Raw genomic sequence first — 20,690 nt, 5'->3', positions numbered from 1 at the left:
AGCAGGGGGGCTTGCAGGGAGACTCCACGTCGTTTGACTCCCCCGGTCGGGTCTGCGCATGTGCGCGCCCGCCGTGTCCACGCGTCCCTCCGAAATCGCTGAAGCCCCGCCCGAGCTCGTCGCCTCCCTCGCGCCCCCGCCGCCCGGCCCCGCGGTGGCCTTCGTGCTGCGCCTGGGCCAGGCGCTGCACCGCCACGGCACGCCCGCCCATCGCCTGGAGGGCCTGATGATGCGGGTGAGCGAGCGGCTGGGCCTGGAGGCCCGCTTCTTCTCCACGCCCACCTCCATCTTCGCGTCCTTCGGCCCCCCCGAGGACCTGCGCACCAGCCTCATCCGCGTGGAGCCCGGCGACTTCGACCTGGAGCGCCTCATCCTCCTGGACCTGCTCGCGGACGATGTCATCCAGGGACGCCTCACGCCGACGGAGGGCGCCACCCGCGTGGAGTCCATCCTCGCCCGGCCGCCGCGCTACGGTCCCGCCCTGCAACTGCTCTGCTGGATGCTGGCGGGCGCCTCCGCGGCGCTGCTGTTCGGCGGCGGCTGGAAGGAGATGGGCGTCGCCGGCTTCAGCAGCCTGGCCATTGGCGCGCTGGACCTGCTGACGCGCAAGCAGCCCACCACCGCCCGCGTGCTGGAGCCCGTGGCGGCCGTGCTGTCCGCCGCGTTCGCGGGCATCGCGGCCCACTTCTTCGGCCCGCTGCACGGCGAGGTGGCCACGCTCGCGGGCCTCATCGTCCTGTTGCCCGGCCTCACGCTCACCATCGCGGTCAACGAGGTCGCCACGCGCAACCTCATCTCCGGCACGTCGCGCCTCACCCACGCCGCGCTGGTGTTCCTCCAGCTGGGCTTCGGCGCGGCCCTGGGCAGCCGCGTGGCCACGGTGCTGCCTCCCGTGCCCATGCCCACGCCGTCCCTGCCCACCGTGCTTCCCCCGGGGGTCGCCATCGTCGCGCTCGTGGTGGCGGGCTTCGCCATCGCGGTGCTCTTCCGCGCCCGGCCTCGGGACTGGGGATGGATTGCCCTGGCCGGCGCCGCCGCGTTCATGGGCGCGCGGCTGGGAGCGCTGCTCCTGGGGCCTCAGCTGGGCGCCTTCGCGGGCGCGCTGCTGTTGGGCATGGGGAGCAACGCGCTGGCGCGGCTGCGCAACCGGCCCGCCGTCACCACCGTGGTGCCGGGGCTGATGCTGCTCGTCCCCGGCAGCGTGGGCTTCCGCAGCCTGGCGTCGCTGCTGGAGCGCGACGTGGTGGCCGGCGTGGACACGGCCTTCTCCATGCTGATGGTCGCGGTGGCGCTGGCGGCGGGACTGCTGTCCGCCAACGCCATCATGCCTTCGCGCAAGGTGCTCTGACGGGCCGGCCTCAGGCCAGCCGCATCAGGTACACGCCCGCGAGCGCGACGATGAAGTACGGCACCAGCACCGCCGCGCCCGCGTACTCCTTCGCCATGCGCTGACCGAAGAAGAGCGCCAGCAGCGACAGCGCGGAGAGCACCGCGCCCAGGTACGCGAGGAACGGGTTGCCGTTCACCAGCAGCGCCACCGCGCCCGCCCCGCTCAGCGCTCCGGCCGCCAGCTCCATCAGGGTGATGACCGCCAGCATCGGGGTCACCACGCCCTTCAGGGGCGACTTGGAGAAGTGGCCGGTCAGCCACCCCAGGTTCCCCTTCCAGTCCACGACCTTGTCCAGGCCGGATTGGAGGAAGAGGATGGCCAGGAAGGCGGCGCACAGCAGTTGCGGGAGCCAGAGCGTGAAGCGGGCGGAGTCAAAAGGCGGCATGCGCGCACTCTAGCGCCCCCTCCGCCGCTCCCAAGCTCCGTGAGCAGGCAGGCGGCCGGGCCAGGGGGAATGTTCCAAAGACAATCCGGCCGGGCAGGCTCCCGCCGACAGGTCCGGCTCCCTAACTTCGCAAGGCCATGGCCTCCGATCAGGTAGCGCGCCGCGTCTTCGTGGGTCTCATCCTGCTGTCCATCGTCCTGTTGTGCCTGGTCATCCGGCCCTTCGCGGAGGCGTTCTTCCTGGCGGCGGTGCTGGCGGGCGCGTTCCACGGCCTGCAAACCCGGCTCCGGAAGCGGCTGCGAGGCCACGGCAACGTGTCGGCGGGTCTCATCGTCGGCGGCATCCTGCTGGCGCTGCTCCTGCCCCTGGGCGGCCTCACCGCCTTCGTCGTCGCGGAGGTGTCCGAGGGAGCGCGCTTCGTGACGGAGGCCGTGCAGAAGGACGGGATGACGGGCCTGATGGAGAAGCTCCCCAGCGGCATCCAGGGGCCGGTGAGCAAGCTCATCGAGCGGCTCCCGCTGGAGCAGGAGCAACTGGACCAGAAGCTCCAGGAGCAGGTGACGACCCAGGGTGGCACCGCCGCCAAGGCCGTGACGGGAGCGGTGGCTGCCACGGGCACCCTCATCCTCCAGCTGACGATGATGCTCATCGCGCTCTTCTTCTTCCTCACCGACGGCGCGCGCCTGGTGCAGTGGTTCGAGAGCGTGTCACCGCTGAGGCGCGGCCAGACGCGGGAGCTGTTGCGCGAGTTCAAGAGCACCTCCGTGTCGGTGCTCGTCTCCACCATCGCCACCGCGGGCGTCCAGGCGGCGGCCGCGCTCATCGGCTTCCTCATCGTGGGGGTGCCCGCGCCGCTGTTCTTCGCGGGCCTCACCTTCTTCCTCGCCCTCATCCCCGCGGTGGGCGCCGCGGTGGTGGTGCTCTTCACCGCGGGCCTGATGTTCCTCAGCGGCCACCCCTGGTCGGCCCTCTTCCTGACCATCTGGGGCGTCGTCGTGGTGGGGCTCGTGGACAACGTCGTCAAGCCGCTCCTGGCCCGGAAGGGCATGAACCAGCACGGCGCCATCGTCTTCTTCGCCCTCCTGGGCGGCCTGGCGGCGTTCGGCGCGGTGGGCCTCTTGCTGGGGCCCCTCATCGTCGCCTTCTTCCTCTCCGTGGTGCGCATCTACGAGCGCGACTACGGCCGGCCCAACGGACGGATGGGCGACCCGGCCACGCCGGGAGGCCCCCTGCCGCCGGGCTCCCAGCGCGTCGTGCTCACCACGGAGTCCGGCACGCCCATCGCGGACTCCGACACGCCGTCCAACCACTGACAGCTCAGGGCGTGGACTTCACCGGCGCCGCACCCTTCTTCGCGGGGGTCGGCGCCGGAGCCGTATCCGGTCCCAGCTCCTTGAAGGCCTCGCGCACCGCGTCCGGCGAGCCCGCCACCTTCGCGGCGACGCGGCTGGCCTCCGCGGGAGACAGCCGGCCCAGCAGGCTGCGCTCCAGGTGCTGATCCACGAAGGCCTGGGTGGTGTCCTCCTTCAGGTCCACCAGCGCCCCCTTCGCGTCGAGCACCGGCACCACGCGCGGCGAATTGAGCAGCAGCACCGTGGGCACGTCCACGGCCTTCACCCGGCGGGCGACCTCGTCGCGCAGCTTCGGGTCGAAGTGGATGCCCTTCTCCTGCACCAGCGCGCGGATGCCCTCGTAGTCGCCAGTGGCCTTGATGACCATCAGCTTGGAGAGCAGCTCGCCCACGGCCTCGCGCATCTTCGCGTAGTCCGGAACCACCAGGTACGTGCGGCCGTTCTCCGTTACCTGTTTCACCGCGCCCTTCTCCTCCAGGAACGTCACCGTCATGTGGTGGCCGCGCTGGTGGTCCTCCTCGAAGGCGTTGCCTTCTTCCACGCGGCGCAGGTTGGTGAGCCCCTCCACCAGGAAGTCCCGGTACATCTGCTTCGCGATGGCCTCGTGGTCCGGCGACAGCTCCGCGAGCGCCGGGTCGAACGCGTGCCACAGCGCGACCAGGTCCGCTCTCGCCTCCTCCAGCGTGTTGTCGTACTCCTTGAGGAAGACGGACGGGGACTGGCCCTTGAGCTTCGGATCCACCTGGCCGGAGGCGTGGCCCAGCACCTCATGGAAGGCCACCAGCCACTTGCGCGCGGTGACGGAGTACTTCTGGGCCTGCTCGCGGTCCTCCGCCGTGCGGGAGAACTCCAGCGCCAGGGGCAGCCGCGTCACGGCGGAGGCGGCGTCCATGACGTTGGTGATCATCACGCTCTTGCTGCCGTACTTCTCCCGGATGTGCTGCTCGTTGGGCAGGTTGATGCCCGCGGGCGGCTCCGGGTTGGACGTGATGAGGTTGATGGCCTTGGCCACCGGCAGCGACACCTTCTTGCGGCGGTACTTCTCCGGCCAGGGCAGCCGGTCCTCGAAGTACTGGGCCTTCTGGCCCATGAGCACCATGATCTGGTTCTCCGCCGTGTCGCGGTAGTTGACCAGCCCCTCCCACTGGCCCTTGTGACCGCGAGGGTCGACGTAGGTCTCGATGAAGCCCAGGTTGGCGTCCACCTTCGGGTCCACCTTGAGCCACGCGATGTTGTACGCGTCCCAGTCCTTGGGGCTGCCCGTCTGGAAGTAGCGCACCAGCTTGCCCAGCGCGGCCTTCTGCGCGGGCTCGGCGGACTTCATCGCCTCCTGGAGGTGCGCGATGACGCGCGAGAGCTCCTTCGCGTACAGCCCCGGCTTCACCTTGCCGTCCGGCGTGCCCGCGCGGAACACCTGCTCCACGAGCTTTCCGTCCTGCTTCACCACGCGCGAGTTGAGCGGGTACTTCTCCTTGAAGCCCACCAGGTCCTTCTCCGTCACGCCGGGGCCATAGGCGGTGTTGGAGGACGCGGTGAGGATGTCCTGGCCCGGCGGTGGAGCCTTGGACGTGAGCTGCGGCTCGAAGCTCGCGTCGAAGAGCGTGGGCGTCAGGTCCTGGAGCCAGGCCTGGAGCGCGGCCTCGTCCTTCACCGTCCAGGGTGCGCCGGCCTTGAGGGCGCGGGAGGCACCGGCCGCGAGCTGCTCCGCGGTGAAGGCCGGGACGAACTTCTGGCCGGTGGTGCTGTCGTGGTTGCCGCCGTGCCCGTAGAAGCGCAGCAGGTAGTCCGCCAGCTTCCCGTCGAAGCCGGACGCGGCGCTCTGCGCGTCGCGGCCGAAGAGCCAGACGCCTTCCAGGAGCTGCTTCGCGGGCACCAGCTTCCAGCCGAGCTGATCCAACGCGATGTCCTCGCCCGCGTGCGCCGCGAGCGTCAGGGGCCACGCCACGCGCTTCTCCGCCAGGGACAGCTCCGCGATGCCCGGCGCGAACATCTGGGCGACGGCGGTGTTGCCGGAGCGGGCGCGGAGGAACTTGCCTCCGGGCACGGTGAGGGAGGGCTGCGCGGCCTGCGCGAGGCCGGCGTCAGGCGCCGGGGACTTCTGCGGGGTGGCGGGCGCGGCGGCGAGGACGGCGGCCAGCAGCAGGGGCTTCATGGAGGGCTCCAAGGAGACGTGACGGGACGTGGCTACCCCGCGCGCGGGGTGGACTCAAGCGGTCAGCCGACCGGGCCTCCGGGGCTGGACAGAGCATGGGGCGGGAGGCGCCGTGTGGGGCTCCTGCCCTAGGATGGCGCCTCTTGCTGGAGACCCCGATGGCCCGCGCTGCTCGATTCCCCCGTCTGTTGTTGGCTCTTCCCCTGCTCGCCCTGCTTGGAGGACCGGTCGCCTGTGGCGATGACGGGCCGGACGACCCACGCCCCGACAGCGGCACCCAGACCGTGGATGGCGGCTCGGACGCGGGCGCCAACACCGATGCGGGCACGGAGGCCGATGCAGGCTCCGATGCGGGCACGGACGCGGACGCAGGCACCGAGGCCGATGCGGGCATCGAGGCCGATGCGGGCTCCGATGTGGATGCTGGCACGGACGCGGGCACCGGCGCGGACGCGGGCACCGAGGCCGATGCGGGCACCGACGGTGGCACGGCGGCGTGCACTCCGAGCGGCTGGGTCGACACGCCCCCGGACCTGAGCATCATCCAGAACACGTCGCTGGACATCCGGACCCGGCTGGAGGCCATCCCGGGCATCACCGTGGACCAGGACCGGACCGGCGGCAGTGTCCCCGCGGGCTACCGGCACTTCGTCCTGCGCTACAACCAGCCGGCGGACCACGCCCACCCGGAGTGCCAGCGCTTCGAGCAGCGCCTGACGCTGATGCACAAGGCGGACACCAGCCCCATGGTGCTCTCCACCAGCGGCTACAACGTCTCCACCGGCACCGGCCGCTCGGAGCCCGCGCAGCTCCTGGCCGCCAACCAGGTCGCCGTGGAGCACCGCTTCTTCCCTCCGAGCATCCCGTCGCCCGCGGACTGGAGCCAGCTCACCATCCGCCAGTCCGCGGATGACTTCCACCGCATCACCCAGGCGCTCAAGCCCATCTACACCGGCAAGTGGGTGTCCACCGGCGGCAGCAAGGGCGGCGAGACGGTCGTGTTCTTCCGCCGCTTCCATCCGAACGACGTGGACGCCACCGTGGCGTACGTGGCGCCCATCGCGAAGCGCAACGACGAGCGCTTCGTGACGTTCCAGGACACCGTGGGCGGCGACGCGCAGCTCGCGTGCCGCGAGCGGCTGTGGGCCTTCCAGCGTGAAGTGCTCTCGCGCCGGGACAACATGCTCACGCTCCTGAAGTCCTACGCGCAGGAGCAGCAACCTGCGCTGACGTACTCGCAGCTCGGCTTCGAGCTGGCGCTGGAGCACGCCGCCATCGAGACCTATTTCGCCTTCTGGCAGTACGACTCCGCGGCGAACTGCAATCGGAACATCCCCCCCACCACCGCCACGGATCAGCAGCTGTTCGACGCGATGGACTACGAGGTGGGAATGGGCTCGTTCGCGGACTCCGGTCTCGCCCCGTACGCCGCCTACTACTACCAGGCCGCGGCGGAGCTGGGCTGGCCCCAGCCCTATGACAAGCACCTGGGCGCGCTCATCCACTTCCCGGACACCGACACCGGCGAGGTGTACTCGCCCCCCGGCATCCCGTTCGTGTTCCGTCCCGAGGCCATGCCGGACATCCAGGACTGGGTGTCCTCGCAGGGGCAGCGCCTGATGTTCATCTACGGCAGCTACGATCCGTGGACGGCGGCGGCCTACGTGCTGGGCAACTCGCAGGACTCCTACCTGTACACGGTGGAAGGCGGGAACCACAACGCGCGCATCAGCCAGCTCCCGGCGCCCCAGCAGGCGGAGGCGAAGGCCACCCTCAACCGCTGGATGGGCATCTCGCCGCTGAAGCGCGCCCCGAAGTTCGTGCAGTCGGAGGAGCCGCCCGCTTTCGGGCCCCACGTGCCGCCCCACCTGCGTGAGGCGGCGCGAAACTAGTCCGACCGTCGGACAGGGCACGGGCCGTCCCGGATGCACCGGGGCGGCCCGTCGTCTTTTCAGCGGCCCATCTTGTACGGCCCGCCCCGCTCCAGCGCCCGCTGGTACGCGGGGCGCGCGTGAAGCCGGTCGAGGTAGGCCGTGAGGTTCGGCAGCTCCGCCAAGAGCCGGAAGGACTTCGCGGCCTCCAGCACGAAGGAGAGCTGGATGTCCGCGCCCGTCAGCGCGCTGCCCACCAGGTACTCGCGGCCCTGGAGCTCCCCTTCCAGGTAGCTCAGGTGGTTCTTCAGCTCGGAGTCGATGCGCGGCTTGATGGGCGCAGCGGCGTCACCCAGCCGCTTCACGTAGAGCAGCTGCACGATGGGCAGCATCGCGGAGCCTTCCGCGTAGTGCAGGAAGTGCGTGTACCGGTCCAGGTCCTCCGGCGCGGGCGACAGCCGGCCCTGGCCGTACTTGCGGATCAGCGACTCGATGATGGCGCCGGACTCCGCCAGCACCCGGCCCCCGTCCTCCACCAGCGGCGACTTGCCCAGCGGGTGGACGGCCTTGAGCTCCGGCGGGGCGAAGCCCGTCTTCGGGTCTCGCTCGTAGCGGACGACCTCGTAGTCCAGCCCCAGCTCCTCCAGGAGCCAGAGGATGCGCTGCGAGCGGGACTCAGAGAGGTGATGGACCTTCAGCATGATGGGAGGGCTCCTCGCGTCCGGAAGCAGGACGTTCCGGGGCACACTCTCCCAGGTCGCTCCTCCGGAACAGCGTCGTCCGGAGGAGCGGTGTTCAGGACTAGAACGCGGTGCCGCTGGCGCGCTTGCCCGGAGAGCTGCTCAGGCTGGACACGCCCGTGTGCAGCACGAAGCCGCCCGTGGAGGACGCATCCGGGCTGCGGTTGGCGGACACGCCGTCCGTGCCCGCGAGCGACGAGGCGAACGTGGCCGTGTCCACCACCGTGCCGGAGCTGTTCTTCACCGTGACGGTGTCACCGCTGTTGCCCAGGACCAGCTGGCCCGTGGACGCGGCCACCGCGCCTGGCGTACCGGAGGGGATGCCGGACGCGCCGCCGAATACCACCACCGCCTTGCCCGCCGCCACCGTGGTGCCGCTGGCGAAGGTGTGACGCACGGCCGTGCCGTCCGACACCGTCCAGCCGCTCAGGTCCACCGCCGCCGTGCCGCTGTTGACCAGCTCCACGAACTCGCCGTTCACGTCCGAGCCCGGCTCGTTGATGAGCACCTCGTTGATGAACACGTTGCCCGTGCCGTTGGTGCCGCCCGTGGTGATGGTGAAGGCCGCGTTGGACAGGTCGGTGACGGTGGCGTTGCTCGCGTCGCTCACCCGCACCCACGCGTTGGTGGTGGCGCTGGAGGGCACCGTCCACGCCACGCTGCCTCCGGACGCGCCCGTGCTGGACGTGAGGGTGGTCCAGGTGGAGCCGTTCAGCGAGTACTCCACCTTCACGTTGGAGACCCCGGAGGAGCTCCAGGTGATGGTGCGCGCCGAGCCGGCCGTCCAGCTCTCACCGCCATTGGGCGACAGCACCGTCACGGTGGAGGCCGTCGTGCCGTCCCCCGGGATGAGGAAGTCCTTGATGACGCCCATGTGCTGCATGCCGGACGCGCCGCTGTCACCCGACAGCGCCGGGGAGATGTCGGACAGGGGCGAGTACACGCGCGTGTCCACCACCAGGCCGTTGGCGAAGGTGCTGGAGCCCATCACGACCGACGTCTGGTAGGCGCGCAGGTCGTTGTCCACCAGCACGTGGTCGTACGGCGAGTTGCGGCCCGCGTTGGTGTTGGTGTTGCCGTTCTTGTCCGCCGGGTACGGCGACGCCGTGGACACCACGCTGGAGAAGGTGCTGAAGGTCGACTCGCTGCGGCTGCCGGTGTTGAAGTCACCGCCAATCACCAGATAGTCGCTGGCGGGCACGTTGGCGTTGATGAACTTCACCAGGTTGGACGCCTCCGTGTTGCGGACGCTCGAGCTGGTCGTCAGCAGGTGCACGCTGATGGCCCACAGGTCCTTGGGGCCCGGGATGTCGATGCGCGCCCACGCGAAGTCGCGGTTGGACACCTGCGTGTCGTCCCACTCGCCGGAGGCGATGATGGGGTAGCGGCTGATGATGCCGTTCGGAATCTGCGCGCCGGACTCGCGGTAGTAGGAGAAGCCCGTGCCGAACGCCGTGTCCACGAAGGTGCGGATGTCCGCCGCGGAGTCCGACAGGTAGCTGAACTCTTGAATCATCACGACGTCCGCGTCCGTGCCCTGGAAGATGCGGATGCCGTGGCCCGGGTTGTAGTCCTGCCCCGTGCCGCTGCTCAGGTTGGCCGCCATCAGGCGCAGCCGCACGTTCGCCAGCGAGTCCTCACGCGCGACGAGCTCCGGCGCCGTCTCCTCCGCATCCGCGTCCACCGAACCACCGCACGCGCTGAGCGCCGCGCACACCAGCGTGAAGGACCACGTACGCCAGGAGGCGGCGGGCCGCCGGAAGAGGTCTTGTTTCAGGCTCACGATGTTTCATCCTGCTCCCGGCAAACCCAGGAGCCGTAGAGGTTCATGGACGTCACGGCAGCGCCGCGGACGCAGTATTCCGCGTACACGACGCCACCGCCGTTTATCCGTCACATTCCTTGAAACGTTGCGCGAGCGGCGCATCCCCCCCGTCAGGGACGCGCAATGTTACACATTGTTACATCGCGGCCGTGGTGGACAGCGCGACGAAGGCGTAGCGCAGACCTTTACCCAGGGTGACGAAGACGACGAAGGGCAAGGGGCGCACGCCCACGAAGCCGCCCGCGAGCACGAACGCGTCCCCCAGGATGGGCAGCCACGACATCAGCAAAGCGGGCGCACCCCAGGTGCGCAGGTTCGCCTCCACGCGCTGCATGCGCGGGCCTTCCTTCTCCCGGCGGCGCGCCACCCAGCGGCCCACGGCCCCGCCTCCGCCGCGCGACACCCACTGGCCCAGGATGTAGAGCGTCAGCGCGCCCAGCACGTTGCCCACGGTGGCGACGACGGTGGCCATCAGCGGCGGTGTGCCGTTGTAGATGAGGGCGGCGAGCATCGCCTCGGAGGGCACCGGCACCACGGAGCCCGCCAGCATGGCGACGAAGAACATCCCGGGAAGGCCCCAGGTGGACAGGGTGGAAGGCTCGGCGGGCATGGGAGGCCTGGGGCCATACACCCGCACGGGGCGTTCGTCTTGTGCGGCGTCAGCGCTCCCTTGCCCGCCATCCTGGCCCCCGGGGCCGGAGGCTGTCCGGCGACGCGGCCTGCCCCGGGGCAGGGGTTGTAGGCGCGGGTGGGGGTCACCATCGTCCCCGCCATGCGACGCTCGACGCGCGAACGCTCAGGCATGCGGTCCATCGACACGGAGGACGAGCGCATCGCCTCCCTGCTGGTGGCGGAGCCCCCGGCGCTGCACTTCGAGGGCTCCCGGAACCTGGTGGTGCGGCTGCGCGACGGGCGCACCTTCGTGCTCACCGTGCTCACCCTGGAGGCGCTGGAGGCACGGTTGGGCGGCGCGCCGTCCTACGTGGCGACCGGCATCGTCCTGGTGCGGCGGCTGTCGGACGGTGCACTGCTGCACGCGGTGCGCTCGGCGCTGGACCAGGGGCTGGAGCACTTCGGCACGCTCCAGCCGCCCATCGAGGAGTGAGGCTCAGGGTGCGGGTGGCGCGGTGAGCTTCCCCGCCACCTTGCGGCCCTGGCGCCACACGCCGGTGACGCGGTCCACGGTGGAGATGTCGGTGGACGGGTCGCCCTCCACGAGGAAGAAGTCGGCGCGCAGGCCGGGCTGGATGCGGCCCCGGTCCTTGAGCTTGAGCAGGTCCGCCGCGTTCCCGGTGGCGGCGGCCAGGGCCTGTCCCGGCGTGAGGCCCGCGCCGACCATCAGCTTCAGCTCGCGGTGCTCCGCGTAGCCGGGGATGCGCAGCGGGGTGGCGCCGGAGTCCGTGCCGAAGCCCACCTTCACGCCCGCGTCGTACAGCGCCTTCAGGTTGGCCTGGTTGGTGGAGAGCGCGTGGCGCGCCTCCTGGGCCTTGGGGTCCTCCAGGGTCTTCTTGCGCCACGCGGCGTCGTTGAACTGCGCGCGCAGCTCCGGGGACAGCGCGGGCTGGAGGACGGGGTCGTCCACGAGCAGGGGCTGGTCCGCGTAGACGACGGTGGCCTCGTCCAGTTCCAAGGTGGGCACGTACCAGACGCCGCGCTTCTTCATGGCCTGGATGAAGGCCGCGTCCACGGGCTGGTCGCGGACGCCGTGGGCGATGATGTCCACGCCCGCGTCCACCACGGCCTTCGCGTCCTCCAGGTCATGGATGTGGGCGGCGACGCGCAGGCCCTGCTTGTGGGACTCGTCGATGACGGCCTTGTAGATGTCCGGCTTCATCTTCGGGAGCTTGCCCAGGAACGTGTCCACCCAGACCTTCACCAGGTCCACGCGGTTCTTCGCCAGCGTGCGCACGGCGGCGCGGGCCTCCTCCGCCGTGGTGGGGCGGAAGAGCTGGTCGGGCGCGCTGTTCGTCATCGACTGGGGAGGCCCGCCCTCCGGCACGCCGATGCCCTGCCCCGCGCCGAAGAGGTCCGCGCCGGTGAAGCCGTCCGCGTGGGCCTCCTTGCGCAGCTCGTTGAACAGTGGCCGGTTCATCCCGAGCGCCGTCACGGTGGTGACGCCGTAGGCGGCGAACTGGCGCAGCTGCTTCTCCACGTTCTCCCGCGTGTAGTTCTGGGAGCCCGTGGTGGTGCCGGACGTCTGGCCCACGTGGCTGTGGTCGGAGATGAGGCCGGGCAGGAGCGTCTGGCCCTTGAAGTCGATGACCTCCGCGCCCTTGGGCACCTTGACGTTGCTGGCGGGCCCCACGGAAACAATCTTCCCGTCGCGCACCATCACTGCGGCCGCCTCCAGCGGCCGGCCCCCGGAGCCATCCAGCACGGTGCCGCCCTGGAAGACGACGGTGCGCGAGGCGGCGGGCGCCGCGCTGGCGGACAGCGGCAGCGCGAGGGCGAGCAGGGCGGCGGTCAGGGAACGCGAGCGCATCAGGGCGGTCTCCAGGGGGAAGAGGGAAACCCTAGGAGCGCGTCCGGGTGACGACAACCCTTCGTGGCCGTGACTGTCGTGGCGTCGGTGCTACAGGCCGGGCGCACGGTGGGAACCCAACGCCGCATCGCGGCGCGCGTGCGACTTCCACCGGGAAACACGGCGCCGTGATTATGCTGCCCGCCCGATGGATGAACCCGGCCTGCAATATCCCGGAGAAGCCCTGCGCGGGTGGCTCCGGCAGTTCGCCAAGACGCCGCTCGCCGAGCCGACGCTGAAGCTGCTGGTCGTGCTGGCGGACACGGTGTTCTTCGCGAGCCTGGGCCGCGAGGAGGGCGAGGCCACGCGCGTGCGCATCGCCTATCACGCGCAGGGGTTGCAGGGCCTGCAGGCGGTGCGCGAGACGGTCTACATCGGCGGACAGAAGGGCAAGCGGCAGGCGTGGGAGACGCTGCCCCTGGAGGCCAAGTCGAGCATCACCGACTTCAGCGTGGAGGCGCTGGTGAAGCTGGCGCCCGCGGCGAACCTGCCGCGCACGGCGGTGGTGGTGGGGCCGCGCGAGGGCAAGCTGCGCATCCAGGGGCTGGCACGCCGGGTGGAGTACACGGAGTTCCACGCCGAGGGCGAGGAGGACGTCTTCATCCTCCACGCGCCGGAGCCGGGCCACCTGGTGGTGAGCACGCAGGGGCGCGAGGTCTTCCGCTACGAGCAGGGCGCGCCGGTGCCACCGGGCCGGCGGGTGGCGTTGCACGACCTGCTCTTCCACGAGGACAGCGCGGTGCGCGCGGCGCTGATGGAGATGTGCTCCACGCTGGTGGAGTCGCTGCCCAAGGTGCAGCCGCTGATGGGCGGCAACCGCGAGTGGTACGTGTCCAACGCGGTGCAGGGGCTCATCCGGAGGATGGCGGGCCTGCACCACGGAGGGCTGATCGCGTTCCTGCCCAAGCAGCACGACGTGGAGCGCTTCCGGGCGCGAGGCAAGTACGTCCTGCCGCCGGAGCAGGGCTCGCTGTTGCGTCAGCGGTTGCAGCGCTTCGTGCAGGCACGCGCGGACCTCATCAACGGCGCCTGGCAGGCGGAGGCCGGCAAGGCGGCGGAGGAGGAAGAGGATCCGGAGTTGAAGAAGGCCGCCGCCGAGCACGACGACAAGGCGACGGAGAGCGACTTCCAGGCGCTGGTGGAGAGCATCGGGCAGTTCACGGCGGTGGACAACGCGCTGGTGCTGGGGCCGGAGCTGGAGGTGCTCTGCGCGGGGTATCAGATCGCGCTCCCGCGCAGCGGCCCGCCGCAGGTCTTCGAAGCGCGAACGCTCCAGGGACGTCCCGGCCCGCACTACCCCATCCATCAGCACGGCTCGCGCCACCGCGCCGCGGCCGTCTTCGCCAACCAGCACTCCGGAGCCATCGTGTTCGTGGCCTCCCAGGACGGCCCGCTCCGCTGCCTGCACCGGCCGCCCGGCAAGAAGAAGGTGCTGCTCTGGAGCCTCCTGCTGACGGAGGACTGAGGCCGGAATGAAGCGGCTGGGCTGGGTGCTGCTGCTGGGATTGTTCCTGTCAGGCTGCACGACGACGCGGGTCGTGCGCCTGGAGGTCGATGGTGGCGACAGCGTTGTCGTCACGCCCCGTGAGGAGGAAGACGCGTCTCCCTCCGAGGCTCGGCTGGAAGAGGACGAGTTCAAGGCAGCGGTGAAGACGCTCGCCAGAGACGTGCGGCCCTTCGCCCATCCGCTGCGGCAAGCCCGCGAGCTGTTCGGCCTGCCGGAGCGCAGTGGCCTCTTCGGCTTCCGGGAGCGGACCCGGCAGATCATCCCGCTGGGCGAGGAGGAGGCGCGAGAGCTGCGGCTTCTCGACGCATCGGACGACCTGACGCGCGGCTACCAGCAGTGGTGCGCAAAGAAGCGAAAGCAGTCCGGAGACTGCCTGCACTTGCTGGAGGAAGGCCCCCTGCTGGGCAGCGACGGCCGCTATGCGCTGGCGATGGCCATCGCGATGGACTCCGTCTGGAACGAGACGGCCGAAGCCCTGGAGGGCATGACAAGTCCCCAGGCCGTCATGGCCACGATGACGTCCGCCGTGACGATGTACCTGCTGCTGTGGGCCATGCCGGAGCCCGTGTCCAAGGGCCTCGCCGCGCTCATCACCGCCACGGCGATTGCCTACCTGGGCGTGGACACCGTGTGGACCCTCCTGGATGGCTGGGTGACGCTGGTGCGCCACGTGGACGGGGCCACCACCTTCGTCCAGGTGCGCGACGCGGGCGAAGCCTACGGAGCGGTGATGGGGAGGAACGCCGCGCGCGTCTTCGTGATGCTGGCCACGGCGGCGATTGGCAACACGGCGGGACTCGCGATGAAGGCACCCACCCTGCCCGGCTCCGCGCAAGCGGCGGTCGCGGTGGAGACGCAGGCGGGCCTCCAGTTCGTGTCGCTCGGAGGTGTGCGCTCGGTGGCCATGGCGGCCGACGGTTTCACCATCGCGCTGGCGCCCAACGCGGTGGCCATGTCCTCGCGGCCCGGCAAGCCCCAGCGCCACCACCTGGCCACCATCCGCAATGAGAAGTCCGCGAAGTATGGCGGCCCCTGGACTCCGCTCTTCCGGCGCATCTTCAAGAAGGCCGGAATGGAGCTGAAGGACCCGGAGAACATCGTCGAAGTCCCAGGCCACCGGGGCCCCCATCCCGCCGAGTACCATCAACTCGTCTATGACAGGTTAAGGCAGGTGACCTCCAACTGTCGGAGCGTAGAGGCGTGCCGCGAAGCCCTGACCGATGCCCTCAAGATTCTTGGCGAGCAGGCTAGAACTCATGGCACGGAACTCAATCGACTGCTGACTCGGGACCGCTGACCCACACGACCAATGACCGCCCGCTACTTCAGATTGTCAGAAGACGTCTATGCGCCGGGACGCTGGTATCTGGGTGATCCCGTCGATGAAAAGTCCGTGGAGGTCGAGAACCCGTGGATGTTCAGCGCGGGGAAGCCCATTCAGGCTCCTGGCCTCCTCCGGTTTCCCATCGACGAGCCTGGAAGGCCGTTGGACTACTCCGAAGCAGGCATCGGCAGTACGCCCATCCTCCACGTGAAGCTGGCCACCGTGTTCGCGGAGCTTGCGCCTGATGACGTCCAGCTCTTCGCGGTGGACATCCCTGGCCATCCCGATCAGTTCAACATCCTCGTGGCCACCCACTTGCTCCGCTGCATCGACGACAAGGCGTCCCGGGAAGTGGAGTACTGGGACCCCATCAAGCACAAGCAGCCCGAGAAGGCAGGCCAGTACTACTCCGTCGCGGGAATGCGCATCGACGCATCGAAGGTGGGCCAAGCCAAGGTCTTCCGCACCTGGGGTTGGTCCATCGCCCTGATTGTCTCCGAGAACCTCAAGACGGCCCTTGAACGCACCGGCGCCACCGGCATGCGGTTCACGGAAGTGTAGAGCTTCTTCCAGTGGGAGCCCGCCAGGGTCCTGGTACAGGCCTCGGATTGTCATGGTACAATCCGATTCATGTCCCGCTCCAACTGGAAGCCGCGCCTGAAACGTTCCGAGGGCCCCCTGTACGGGGCGCTCGTTGATGCGCTCGCGGCGGACATCAGCGCGGGTCGGCTTCGCGCGGGGGACCGGCTTCCCACTCACCGGGAGCTCGCGAGCACATTGGGGACGTCGCTGGGGACGGTGACCCGAGCCTATGCAGAGGCGGAGCGGCGGGGACTCATCTGGAGCCAGGTGGGCAATGGGACGTTCGTGCGGAACCTGCGGGACGGTGACCGCTACACGCCCCAGCTCGACCGGACGCGCATCGACCTGGGGCCCACGGCGGTGCCCATCGTCCCTGGCGATATGGGACACCTTGCGTTCGCCGCCGCGCTCCAGCGGCTGAGTGAACGCGCGGACCTGGGCTCGCTCAGTGGCTATCAGGCCCATGCGGGCACGGAGGCCCAGCGGGCGGCGGGGGCCCGCTGGCTGGAACTCGCGGGCGTTCCAGCCACACACGAGAACGTCGTCGTGAGCAGTGGGGCCCAGCATGCGACGTTGATGGTGTTGTCCCTGCTCGCGAACCCGGACGGCCTGCTGGTGGAGGATGTCACCTACCCCGGAGTCCTCGCCGCCGCGGAGTGGCTCCGGCTGCCCACGCATCCGGTGGCGTTCGACGCGGAGGGGCTCGTGCCCGAAGCGCTCGCGGAGGCCTGCCGGAGGAGCAAGGCGCGGGTGCTCTACTGCACACCCACGAACCACAACCCGACCACGGTCGTCATGCCCTTGAAGCGGCGGCAGGCACTCGTGGAGGTCTGCCGGAAGTTCGACATCACCGTCATCGAGAACGGCGCGCTGGCCCCGCTCGTGACGAAGGCGCCCGCCCCCCTGGCCGCGCTGGCGCCCGAGCGGACCTATTACCTGGGCAGCCTGTCCAAAGCGGTGCTCCCCGCGCTGCGCGTCGGCTACATCCGGACGCCAGCTCCGTCCTTGCTGACGCTTGAGCACGCGGCCTCGGCGACGGTCTGGTCGGGGTCTCCCCTGCTGAATGAGCTGGCCACGCAGTGGCTAACGGATGGAACCGCCGAGTCCCTGCGCGACGCGCGGCGCGCCGAAGCCACGGCCCGGCAGACCCTGGCGGCGAAGGTGCTGAAGGGCCACCCCTATGTCGCGCACCCCAGCGCGTATTTCCTGTGGATGCCCATCCCCGAGCAGCGCCGCGCCACGGAGCTGGTGGAAGCCGCCGCCGCACGCGACGTGCTGCTCGGCCCCGCGCACCTGTTCGCGGCCCGGCCGGGCCAGGCCCCCAACGCGCTGCGGGTGTCGCTGGCCGCGGCCGGCTCCCGGGACGAGTTGGAGCGGGGATTGAAGACGCTGGCCGAGCTGCTCGGCGCCACGTCCCCGGCACCGCGACGCCTGGCCTGACGTTTCCCTTCACCTCCTTCCCAAGAGAGTGCCCATGACGCCTTCCCTGCCCCTCCGTGGTGGACTCCTGTCGCGTGCGCGCCTTGCGCTCCTTCTCGCGGGACTCGCCATCCCCTGGCGGGCACTGGGAGCGGAGGCCGGGGACGCCCTCCAGGCGCGGCTCGATTTCTCGGAAGTCTCGCTCCGCTGGCCGGACCGCATCCGCGACACCCTGACGCCACCCCGGTGGCTGCCGGAAGGCGACCGGTTCGTGTACTGGTCCAGGGTGGAGCCCTACCGGGACACGTGGGTCCTGGTGGATGCACGGAAGCGCACCCAGCAGCCCCTGCTGGACTCGGAGTCGCTGCGGTCCCAGCTCACGGAGCGGTTCGGCAAGCCGATGACGTTGCCCGCCGTCATGCCCTTCACGTTCACCGCCGATGCGAAGGGAATCGTCTTCACCGTCCAGGGCCAGGCCTTCTCCCTGGGTCTCACCGACAAGCGGCTCGTGGCGCTCGAACCCACGCATCCAGCCGCGCTGTCGCTCGTGCCCGGCAACAGCCTGTCGCCGGACGGAAAGACGGTCGCGGTGCAGCGGGACACGGGCTTCGCCGTGATGGACGCCAAGGGCGCGACCCGGATGGAGCGCACCGGCACGGAGGACTCGCCCTGGCGGCTGCCCGAAGAGGCATGGTCTCCCCAGGGCCGGTTCCTCGCGGTCTGGCACGACGACATGCGGGGCATGCACCGGCTCCCGCTGGTCGACTACAGCACCCCGCTGGAGAAGGTGACGTGGGTGCCCTACTCCAAGACGGGCACGCCGCTGATGCGCTCGGAGCTGCACTTCGTCTCGGTGGAGACGGGGCAGGTAGCGCCCGCGCCCGGTGACGCGGTGGAGAGCTATGACTGGTTCGCGGGCTGGCGCCCCGACGGCAGCGAGGCGCTGGTGCTCCAGTTGTCTCGGGACGGCAAGCGACTGGACCTGGTGGCGGTGGAGCCATCGACGGGCAAGCGCCGCCGCGTGCTGCGGGAGGAGCGCAAGGAGACCTTCGTCGCGGCACTGGAGTTCTCGGTGGGCGGCTGGTCCCAGCAGGTGAAGCCGCTGCCGGACAACCAGCACTTCCTCTGGATGTCCGAGCGCGATGGCTGGCGTCACGTCTACCTGTATGACTATTCCGGCAAGCTCGTGCGCCAGCTCACCCGGGGCGCGTTCCCGGTCCACGCGGTGGTGGGCGTCACGCCGAAGTCGGACGCCTTCTTCGTCACCGCCTCCGCCGAGCCCGGGGCCCCCTATGACCGGTCGGTATACCGGGCACGCATCGCGGGCGGGGCGCTGAAGCGGCTGACGCCCGAGCCCGGGCTCCACCGGCCCTTGCTGTCCCCCTCCACGGGCTACCTCGTGGATGGACACTCCACGCGGGAGCAGCCGCGAGTCTGGGACGTGGTGTCCACGGAGGGCCGCCCCTCCTTCCGCTACGCGAAGTCAGACACGAGCGCCCTGGCGGAGCTGCACTACACGCCGCCGGAAGGCATCACGGTCAAGGCCACGGACGGCGTCACGCCCCTGTACGGCGCGCTGTACAAGCCGTGGGACTTCGATCCGAAGAAGCGCTACGCGGTCATCGACGTCATCTACGCGGGGCCGTTCACGACGGTGGTGCCCTGGAGCTACGTGGGCCCGTATGAATCGATCATCGCGCACTCGCTGGCGCAGCTCGGGTTCATCGTGATGGTGCTGGACGCGCGAGGCACGCCAGGGCGGGGCAAGGCCTTCCAGGACGTGAACTACGGCCGCGTGGGCCAGACGGAGATTCCAGACCACGTCGAGGCGCTGAAGCAGGCGGCAGCCAGCCGGCCCTACATGGACCTGGAGCGGGTGGGCATCCACGGCCACTCCTGGGGTGGCTACTTCGCGCTGCGAGGCATGCTGACGGCGCCGGCCTTCTTCAAGGCAGGCTATGCGGGAGCACCGGGAGCCCTGACGGAAGAGGCCATCATCAACGAGCCGAACATGGGCCTGCTGTCAGACAACCCAGAGGGCTACGCGGCGGGCTCCAACGAAGCCCTGGCGGACAAGCTCCAGGGAGCGCTCAAGCTGATGCACGGGACCAGCGACGTGAACGCATCGCTGTCCACGACGATGCGGATGGTCCAGGCGCTGGTGCGCGCGAACAAGCACTTCGACCTGCTGATCATGCCCGGAGAAGGCCACGGCCCCGAAGGCAGGTACTACCGGGACGACGTGCGCCGGTTCTTCCTGCGGGAACTGGGAGAGCCCCGGTGATGAAGCGGCTGGGCTGGGTGCTGCTGCTGGGATTGCTCCTGTCGGGCTGCGCGACGACGCGGGTCGTGCGCCTGGAGGTCGATGGCGGCGACAGCGTTGTCGTCACGCCCCGGGAGGAGGAAGATGCGTCCCCCTCCGAGGCCCGTCTGGAGGAGGACGAGTTCAAGGCAGCGGTGAAGACGCTCGCCAGGGACGTGCGGCCCTTCGCCCATCCCCTGCGGCAAGCCCGCGAGCTGTTCGGCCTACCGGAGCGCAGCGGTCTCTTCGGCTTCCGTGAGCGGACCCGGCAGATCATCCCACTGGGCGAGGAGGAGGCGCGAGAGCTGCGGCTTCTCGACGCATCGGACGACCTGACGCGCGGCTACCGGCAGTGGTGCGCGAAGAAGCGAAAGCAGTCCGGAGACTGCCTGCGCTTGCTGGAGGAAGGCCCCCTGTTGGGCAGCGACGGCCGCTATGCCCTGGCGATGGCCATCGCGATGGACTCCGTCTGGAACGAGACGGCTGAAGCCCTGGCGGGCATGGCGAGCCCCCAGGCCGTCATGGCCACGATGACCTCCGCCGTGACGATGTACCTGCTGCTGTGGGCCATGCCGGAGCCCGTGTCCAAGGGCCTCGCCGCACTCATCACCGCCACGGCGATTGCCTACCTGGGCGTGGACACCGTGTGGACCCTCCTGGACGGCTGGGTGACGCTGGTGCGCCACGTGGACGGGGCCACCACCTTCGTCCAGGTGCGCGACGCGGGCGAAGCCTACGGAGCGGTGATGGGGAGGAACGCCGCGCGCGTCTTCGTGATGCTGGCCACGGCGGCGATTGGAAACACCGCAGGGCTTGCGATGAAAGCCCCTACGCTCCCCGGCTCCGCGCAAGCGGCGGTCGCGGTGGAGACGCAGGCGGGCCTCCAGTTCGTGTCGCTCGGAGGCGTGCGCTCCGTGGCCATGGCGGCCGACGGTTTCACCATCGCGCTGGCGCCCAACGCGGTGGCCATGTCCTCGCGGCCCGGCAAGCCCCAGCGCCACCACCTGGCCACCATCCGTAATGAGAAATCCTCAAGAAATGGAGGACCATGGACCCCAGTCTTCCGGAAGCTTTTCAAGAAGGCTGGGATGGAGCTGAAGGACCCGGAGAACATCGTCGAAGTCCCAGGCCACCGGGGTCCACATCCCGCCGAGTATCATCGACGTGTGATGAGGCGTCTCCGGGATGCCACCGAGCAATGCAGAACTGTCGCCCAGTGTCGCGATGCACTGACCAGCACGCTCAAAGAGCTTGCTGAAGAAGCCAGGTCTCCAGGCACCGTACTGAACAAGCTGCTCACCACTCGCCCTGGACGTTGAG

At 69.8% G+C, this 20,690-nt stretch carries 16 protein-coding genes; 10 read left to right on the top strand and 6 right to left on the bottom strand.

Annotated features, from left to right (window positions below):
- Positions 1-58 precede the first annotated feature (58 nt).
- Positions 59-1,348: a threonine/serine exporter family protein gene (locus ACX114_RS08160; RefSeq protein WP_459296359.1), complete on the top strand. Its 1,290-nt coding sequence runs from the start codon at positions 59-61 to the stop codon at positions 1,346-1,348.
- Positions 1,349-1,358: 10 nt separating this feature from the next.
- Here the strand turns inward: ACX114_RS08160 and ACX114_RS08155 are convergent, their stop codons facing one another.
- Positions 1,359-1,775 carry a DoxX family protein gene (locus tag ACX114_RS08155; RefSeq protein WP_206798810.1) on the bottom strand — a complete coding sequence of 139 codons (417 nt, stop codon included), beginning with the start codon at positions 1,773-1,775 and terminating at the stop codon, positions 1,359-1,361.
- Positions 1,776-1,912: 137 nt separating this feature from the next.
- Between ACX114_RS08155 and ACX114_RS08150 the strand changes: the two genes are divergently transcribed.
- On the top strand, positions 1,913-3,088 hold the full coding sequence (locus ACX114_RS08150; protein WP_459296356.1) for an AI-2E family transporter: 1,176 nt from the start codon (positions 1,913-1,915) through the stop codon (positions 3,086-3,088).
- 4 nt (positions 3,089-3,092) lie between these two features.
- Here the strand turns inward: ACX114_RS08150 and ACX114_RS08145 are convergent, their stop codons facing one another.
- Positions 3,093-5,279 carry a dipeptidyl-peptidase 3 family protein gene (locus ACX114_RS08145; RefSeq protein WP_459296354.1) on the bottom strand — a complete coding sequence of 729 codons (2,187 nt, stop codon included), beginning with the start codon at positions 5,277-5,279 and terminating at the stop codon, positions 3,093-3,095.
- 143 nt (positions 5,280-5,422) lie between these two features.
- Between ACX114_RS08145 and ACX114_RS08140 the strand changes: the two genes are divergently transcribed.
- A complete protein-coding gene (locus ACX114_RS08140) occupies positions 5,423-7,171 on the top strand; it encodes a S28 family serine protease (protein WP_459296352.1) in 1,749 nt (582 codons plus the stop codon).
- Between the two features lie 59 nt (positions 7,172-7,230).
- On the opposite strand, the gene ACX114_RS08135 is transcribed toward ACX114_RS08140, so the two are convergent.
- The 3 genes from ACX114_RS08135 to ACX114_RS08125 form a co-directional block, all read right to left on the bottom strand.
- On the bottom strand, positions 7,231-7,851 hold the full coding sequence (locus ACX114_RS08135; protein ID WP_459296350.1) for a glutathione S-transferase family protein: 621 nt from the start codon (positions 7,849-7,851) through the stop codon (positions 7,231-7,233).
- A 100-nt stretch (positions 7,852-7,951) separates the two neighbouring features.
- Positions 7,952-9,673, bottom strand: coding sequence for a lamin tail domain-containing protein (locus tag ACX114_RS08130; protein ID WP_459296348.1), 1,722 nt, complete (start codon positions 9,671-9,673; stop codon positions 7,952-7,954).
- A gap of 178 nt (positions 9,674-9,851) precedes the next feature.
- Positions 9,852-10,325 (bottom strand): YqaA family protein, encoded by a 474-nt coding sequence (locus tag ACX114_RS08125; protein ID WP_459296346.1) that lies wholly within the window; start codon positions 10,323-10,325, stop codon positions 9,852-9,854.
- Between the two features lie 192 nt (positions 10,326-10,517).
- Between ACX114_RS08125 and ACX114_RS08120 the strand changes: the two genes are divergently transcribed.
- Entirely contained in the window at positions 10,518-10,820 is a 303-nt protein-coding gene (locus ACX114_RS08120; RefSeq protein ID WP_459296344.1) for a hypothetical protein, read from the top strand.
- Between the two features lie 3 nt (positions 10,821-10,823).
- On the opposite strand, the gene ACX114_RS08115 is transcribed toward ACX114_RS08120, so the two are convergent.
- Positions 10,824-12,197: an amidohydrolase family protein gene (locus tag ACX114_RS08115; RefSeq protein ID WP_459296342.1), complete on the bottom strand. Its 1,374-nt coding sequence runs from the start codon at positions 12,195-12,197 to the stop codon at positions 10,824-10,826.
- A gap of 187 nt (positions 12,198-12,384) precedes the next feature.
- On the opposite strand from ACX114_RS08115, the gene ACX114_RS08110 reads away from it, so the two are divergent.
- From ACX114_RS08110 to ACX114_RS08085, 6 genes are all read left to right on the top strand, one after another.
- Positions 12,385-13,701 carry a putative sensor domain DACNV-containing protein gene (locus tag ACX114_RS08110; RefSeq protein WP_120590443.1) on the top strand — a complete coding sequence of 439 codons (1,317 nt, stop codon included), beginning with the start codon at positions 12,385-12,387 and terminating at the stop codon, positions 13,699-13,701.
- A gap of 7 nt (positions 13,702-13,708) precedes the next feature.
- Positions 13,709-15,040: an AHH domain-containing protein gene (locus ACX114_RS08105; protein ID WP_459296340.1), complete on the top strand. Its 1,332-nt coding sequence runs from the start codon at positions 13,709-13,711 to the stop codon at positions 15,038-15,040.
- A 12-nt stretch (positions 15,041-15,052) separates the two neighbouring features.
- The gene (locus tag ACX114_RS08100) at positions 15,053-15,628 is read left to right on the top strand and encodes an imm11 family protein (RefSeq protein ID WP_459296338.1); all 576 of its coding nucleotides are present in this window, start codon (positions 15,053-15,055) and stop codon (positions 15,626-15,628) included.
- 69 nt (positions 15,629-15,697) lie between these two features.
- Positions 15,698-17,089 carry an aminotransferase-like domain-containing protein gene (locus ACX114_RS08095; RefSeq protein ID WP_459296336.1) on the top strand — a complete coding sequence of 464 codons (1,392 nt, stop codon included), beginning with the start codon at positions 15,698-15,700 and terminating at the stop codon, positions 17,087-17,089.
- 34 nt (positions 17,090-17,123) lie between these two features.
- Entirely contained in the window at positions 17,124-19,352 is a 2,229-nt protein-coding gene (locus ACX114_RS08090; RefSeq protein WP_459296334.1) for a S9 family peptidase, read from the top strand.
- Positions 19,352-20,689: an AHH domain-containing protein gene (locus ACX114_RS08085; protein WP_459300089.1), complete on the top strand. Its 1,338-nt coding sequence runs from the start codon at positions 19,352-19,354 to the stop codon at positions 20,687-20,689. The genes ACX114_RS08090 and ACX114_RS08085 overlap by 1 nt, the downstream gene beginning before the upstream one ends.
- Position 20,690 lies beyond the last annotated feature (1 nt).

It is taken from the genome of Corallococcus sp. M7 (genome assembly GCF_054512695.1).
The sequence above is the reverse complement of the archived record's forward strand: the minus strand, read 5'-3'. Positions and strand labels throughout refer to the sequence as shown.

What these genes read in the sequence shown, in the direction of transcription:
- ACX114_RS08160 (WP_459296359.1), top strand. Translation starts at nt 59, where the DNA reads ATGTGCGCGCCCGCCGTGTCCACGCGTCCCTCCGAAATCGCTGAAGCC.
- ACX114_RS08155 (WP_206798810.1), bottom strand. Translation starts at nt 1,775, where the DNA reads ATGCCGCCTTTTGACTCCGCCCGCTTCACGCTCTGGCTCCCGCAACTG.
- ACX114_RS08150 (WP_459296356.1), top strand. Translation starts at nt 1,913, where the DNA reads ATGGCCTCCGATCAGGTAGCGCGCCGCGTCTTCGTGGGTCTCATCCTG.
- ACX114_RS08145 (WP_459296354.1), bottom strand. Translation starts at nt 5,279, where the DNA reads ATGAAGCCCCTGCTGCTGGCCGCCGTCCTCGCCGCCGCGCCCGCCACC.
- ACX114_RS08135 (WP_459296350.1), bottom strand. Translation starts at nt 7,851, where the DNA reads ATGCTGAAGGTCCATCACCTCTCTGAGTCCCGCTCGCAGCGCATCCTC.
- ACX114_RS08125 (WP_459296346.1), bottom strand. Translation starts at nt 10,325, where the DNA reads ATGCCCGCCGAGCCTTCCACCCTGTCCACCTGGGGCCTTCCCGGGATG.
- ACX114_RS08120 (WP_459296344.1), top strand. Translation starts at nt 10,518, where the DNA reads ATGCGGTCCATCGACACGGAGGACGAGCGCATCGCCTCCCTGCTGGTG.
- ACX114_RS08115 (WP_459296342.1), bottom strand. Translation starts at nt 12,197, where the DNA reads ATGCGCTCGCGTTCCCTGACCGCCGCCCTGCTCGCCCTCGCGCTGCCG.
- ACX114_RS08110 (WP_120590443.1), top strand. Translation starts at nt 12,385, where the DNA reads ATGGATGAACCCGGCCTGCAATATCCCGGAGAAGCCCTGCGCGGGTGG.
- ACX114_RS08105 (WP_459296340.1), top strand. Translation starts at nt 13,709, where the DNA reads ATGAAGCGGCTGGGCTGGGTGCTGCTGCTGGGATTGTTCCTGTCAGGC.
- ACX114_RS08100 (WP_459296338.1), top strand. Translation starts at nt 15,053, where the DNA reads ATGACCGCCCGCTACTTCAGATTGTCAGAAGACGTCTATGCGCCGGGA.
- ACX114_RS08095 (WP_459296336.1), top strand. Translation starts at nt 15,698, where the DNA reads ATGTCCCGCTCCAACTGGAAGCCGCGCCTGAAACGTTCCGAGGGCCCC.
- ACX114_RS08090 (WP_459296334.1), top strand. Translation starts at nt 17,124, where the DNA reads ATGACGCCTTCCCTGCCCCTCCGTGGTGGACTCCTGTCGCGTGCGCGC.
- ACX114_RS08085 (WP_459300089.1), top strand. Translation starts at nt 19,352, where the DNA reads ATGAAGCGGCTGGGCTGGGTGCTGCTGCTGGGATTGCTCCTGTCGGGC.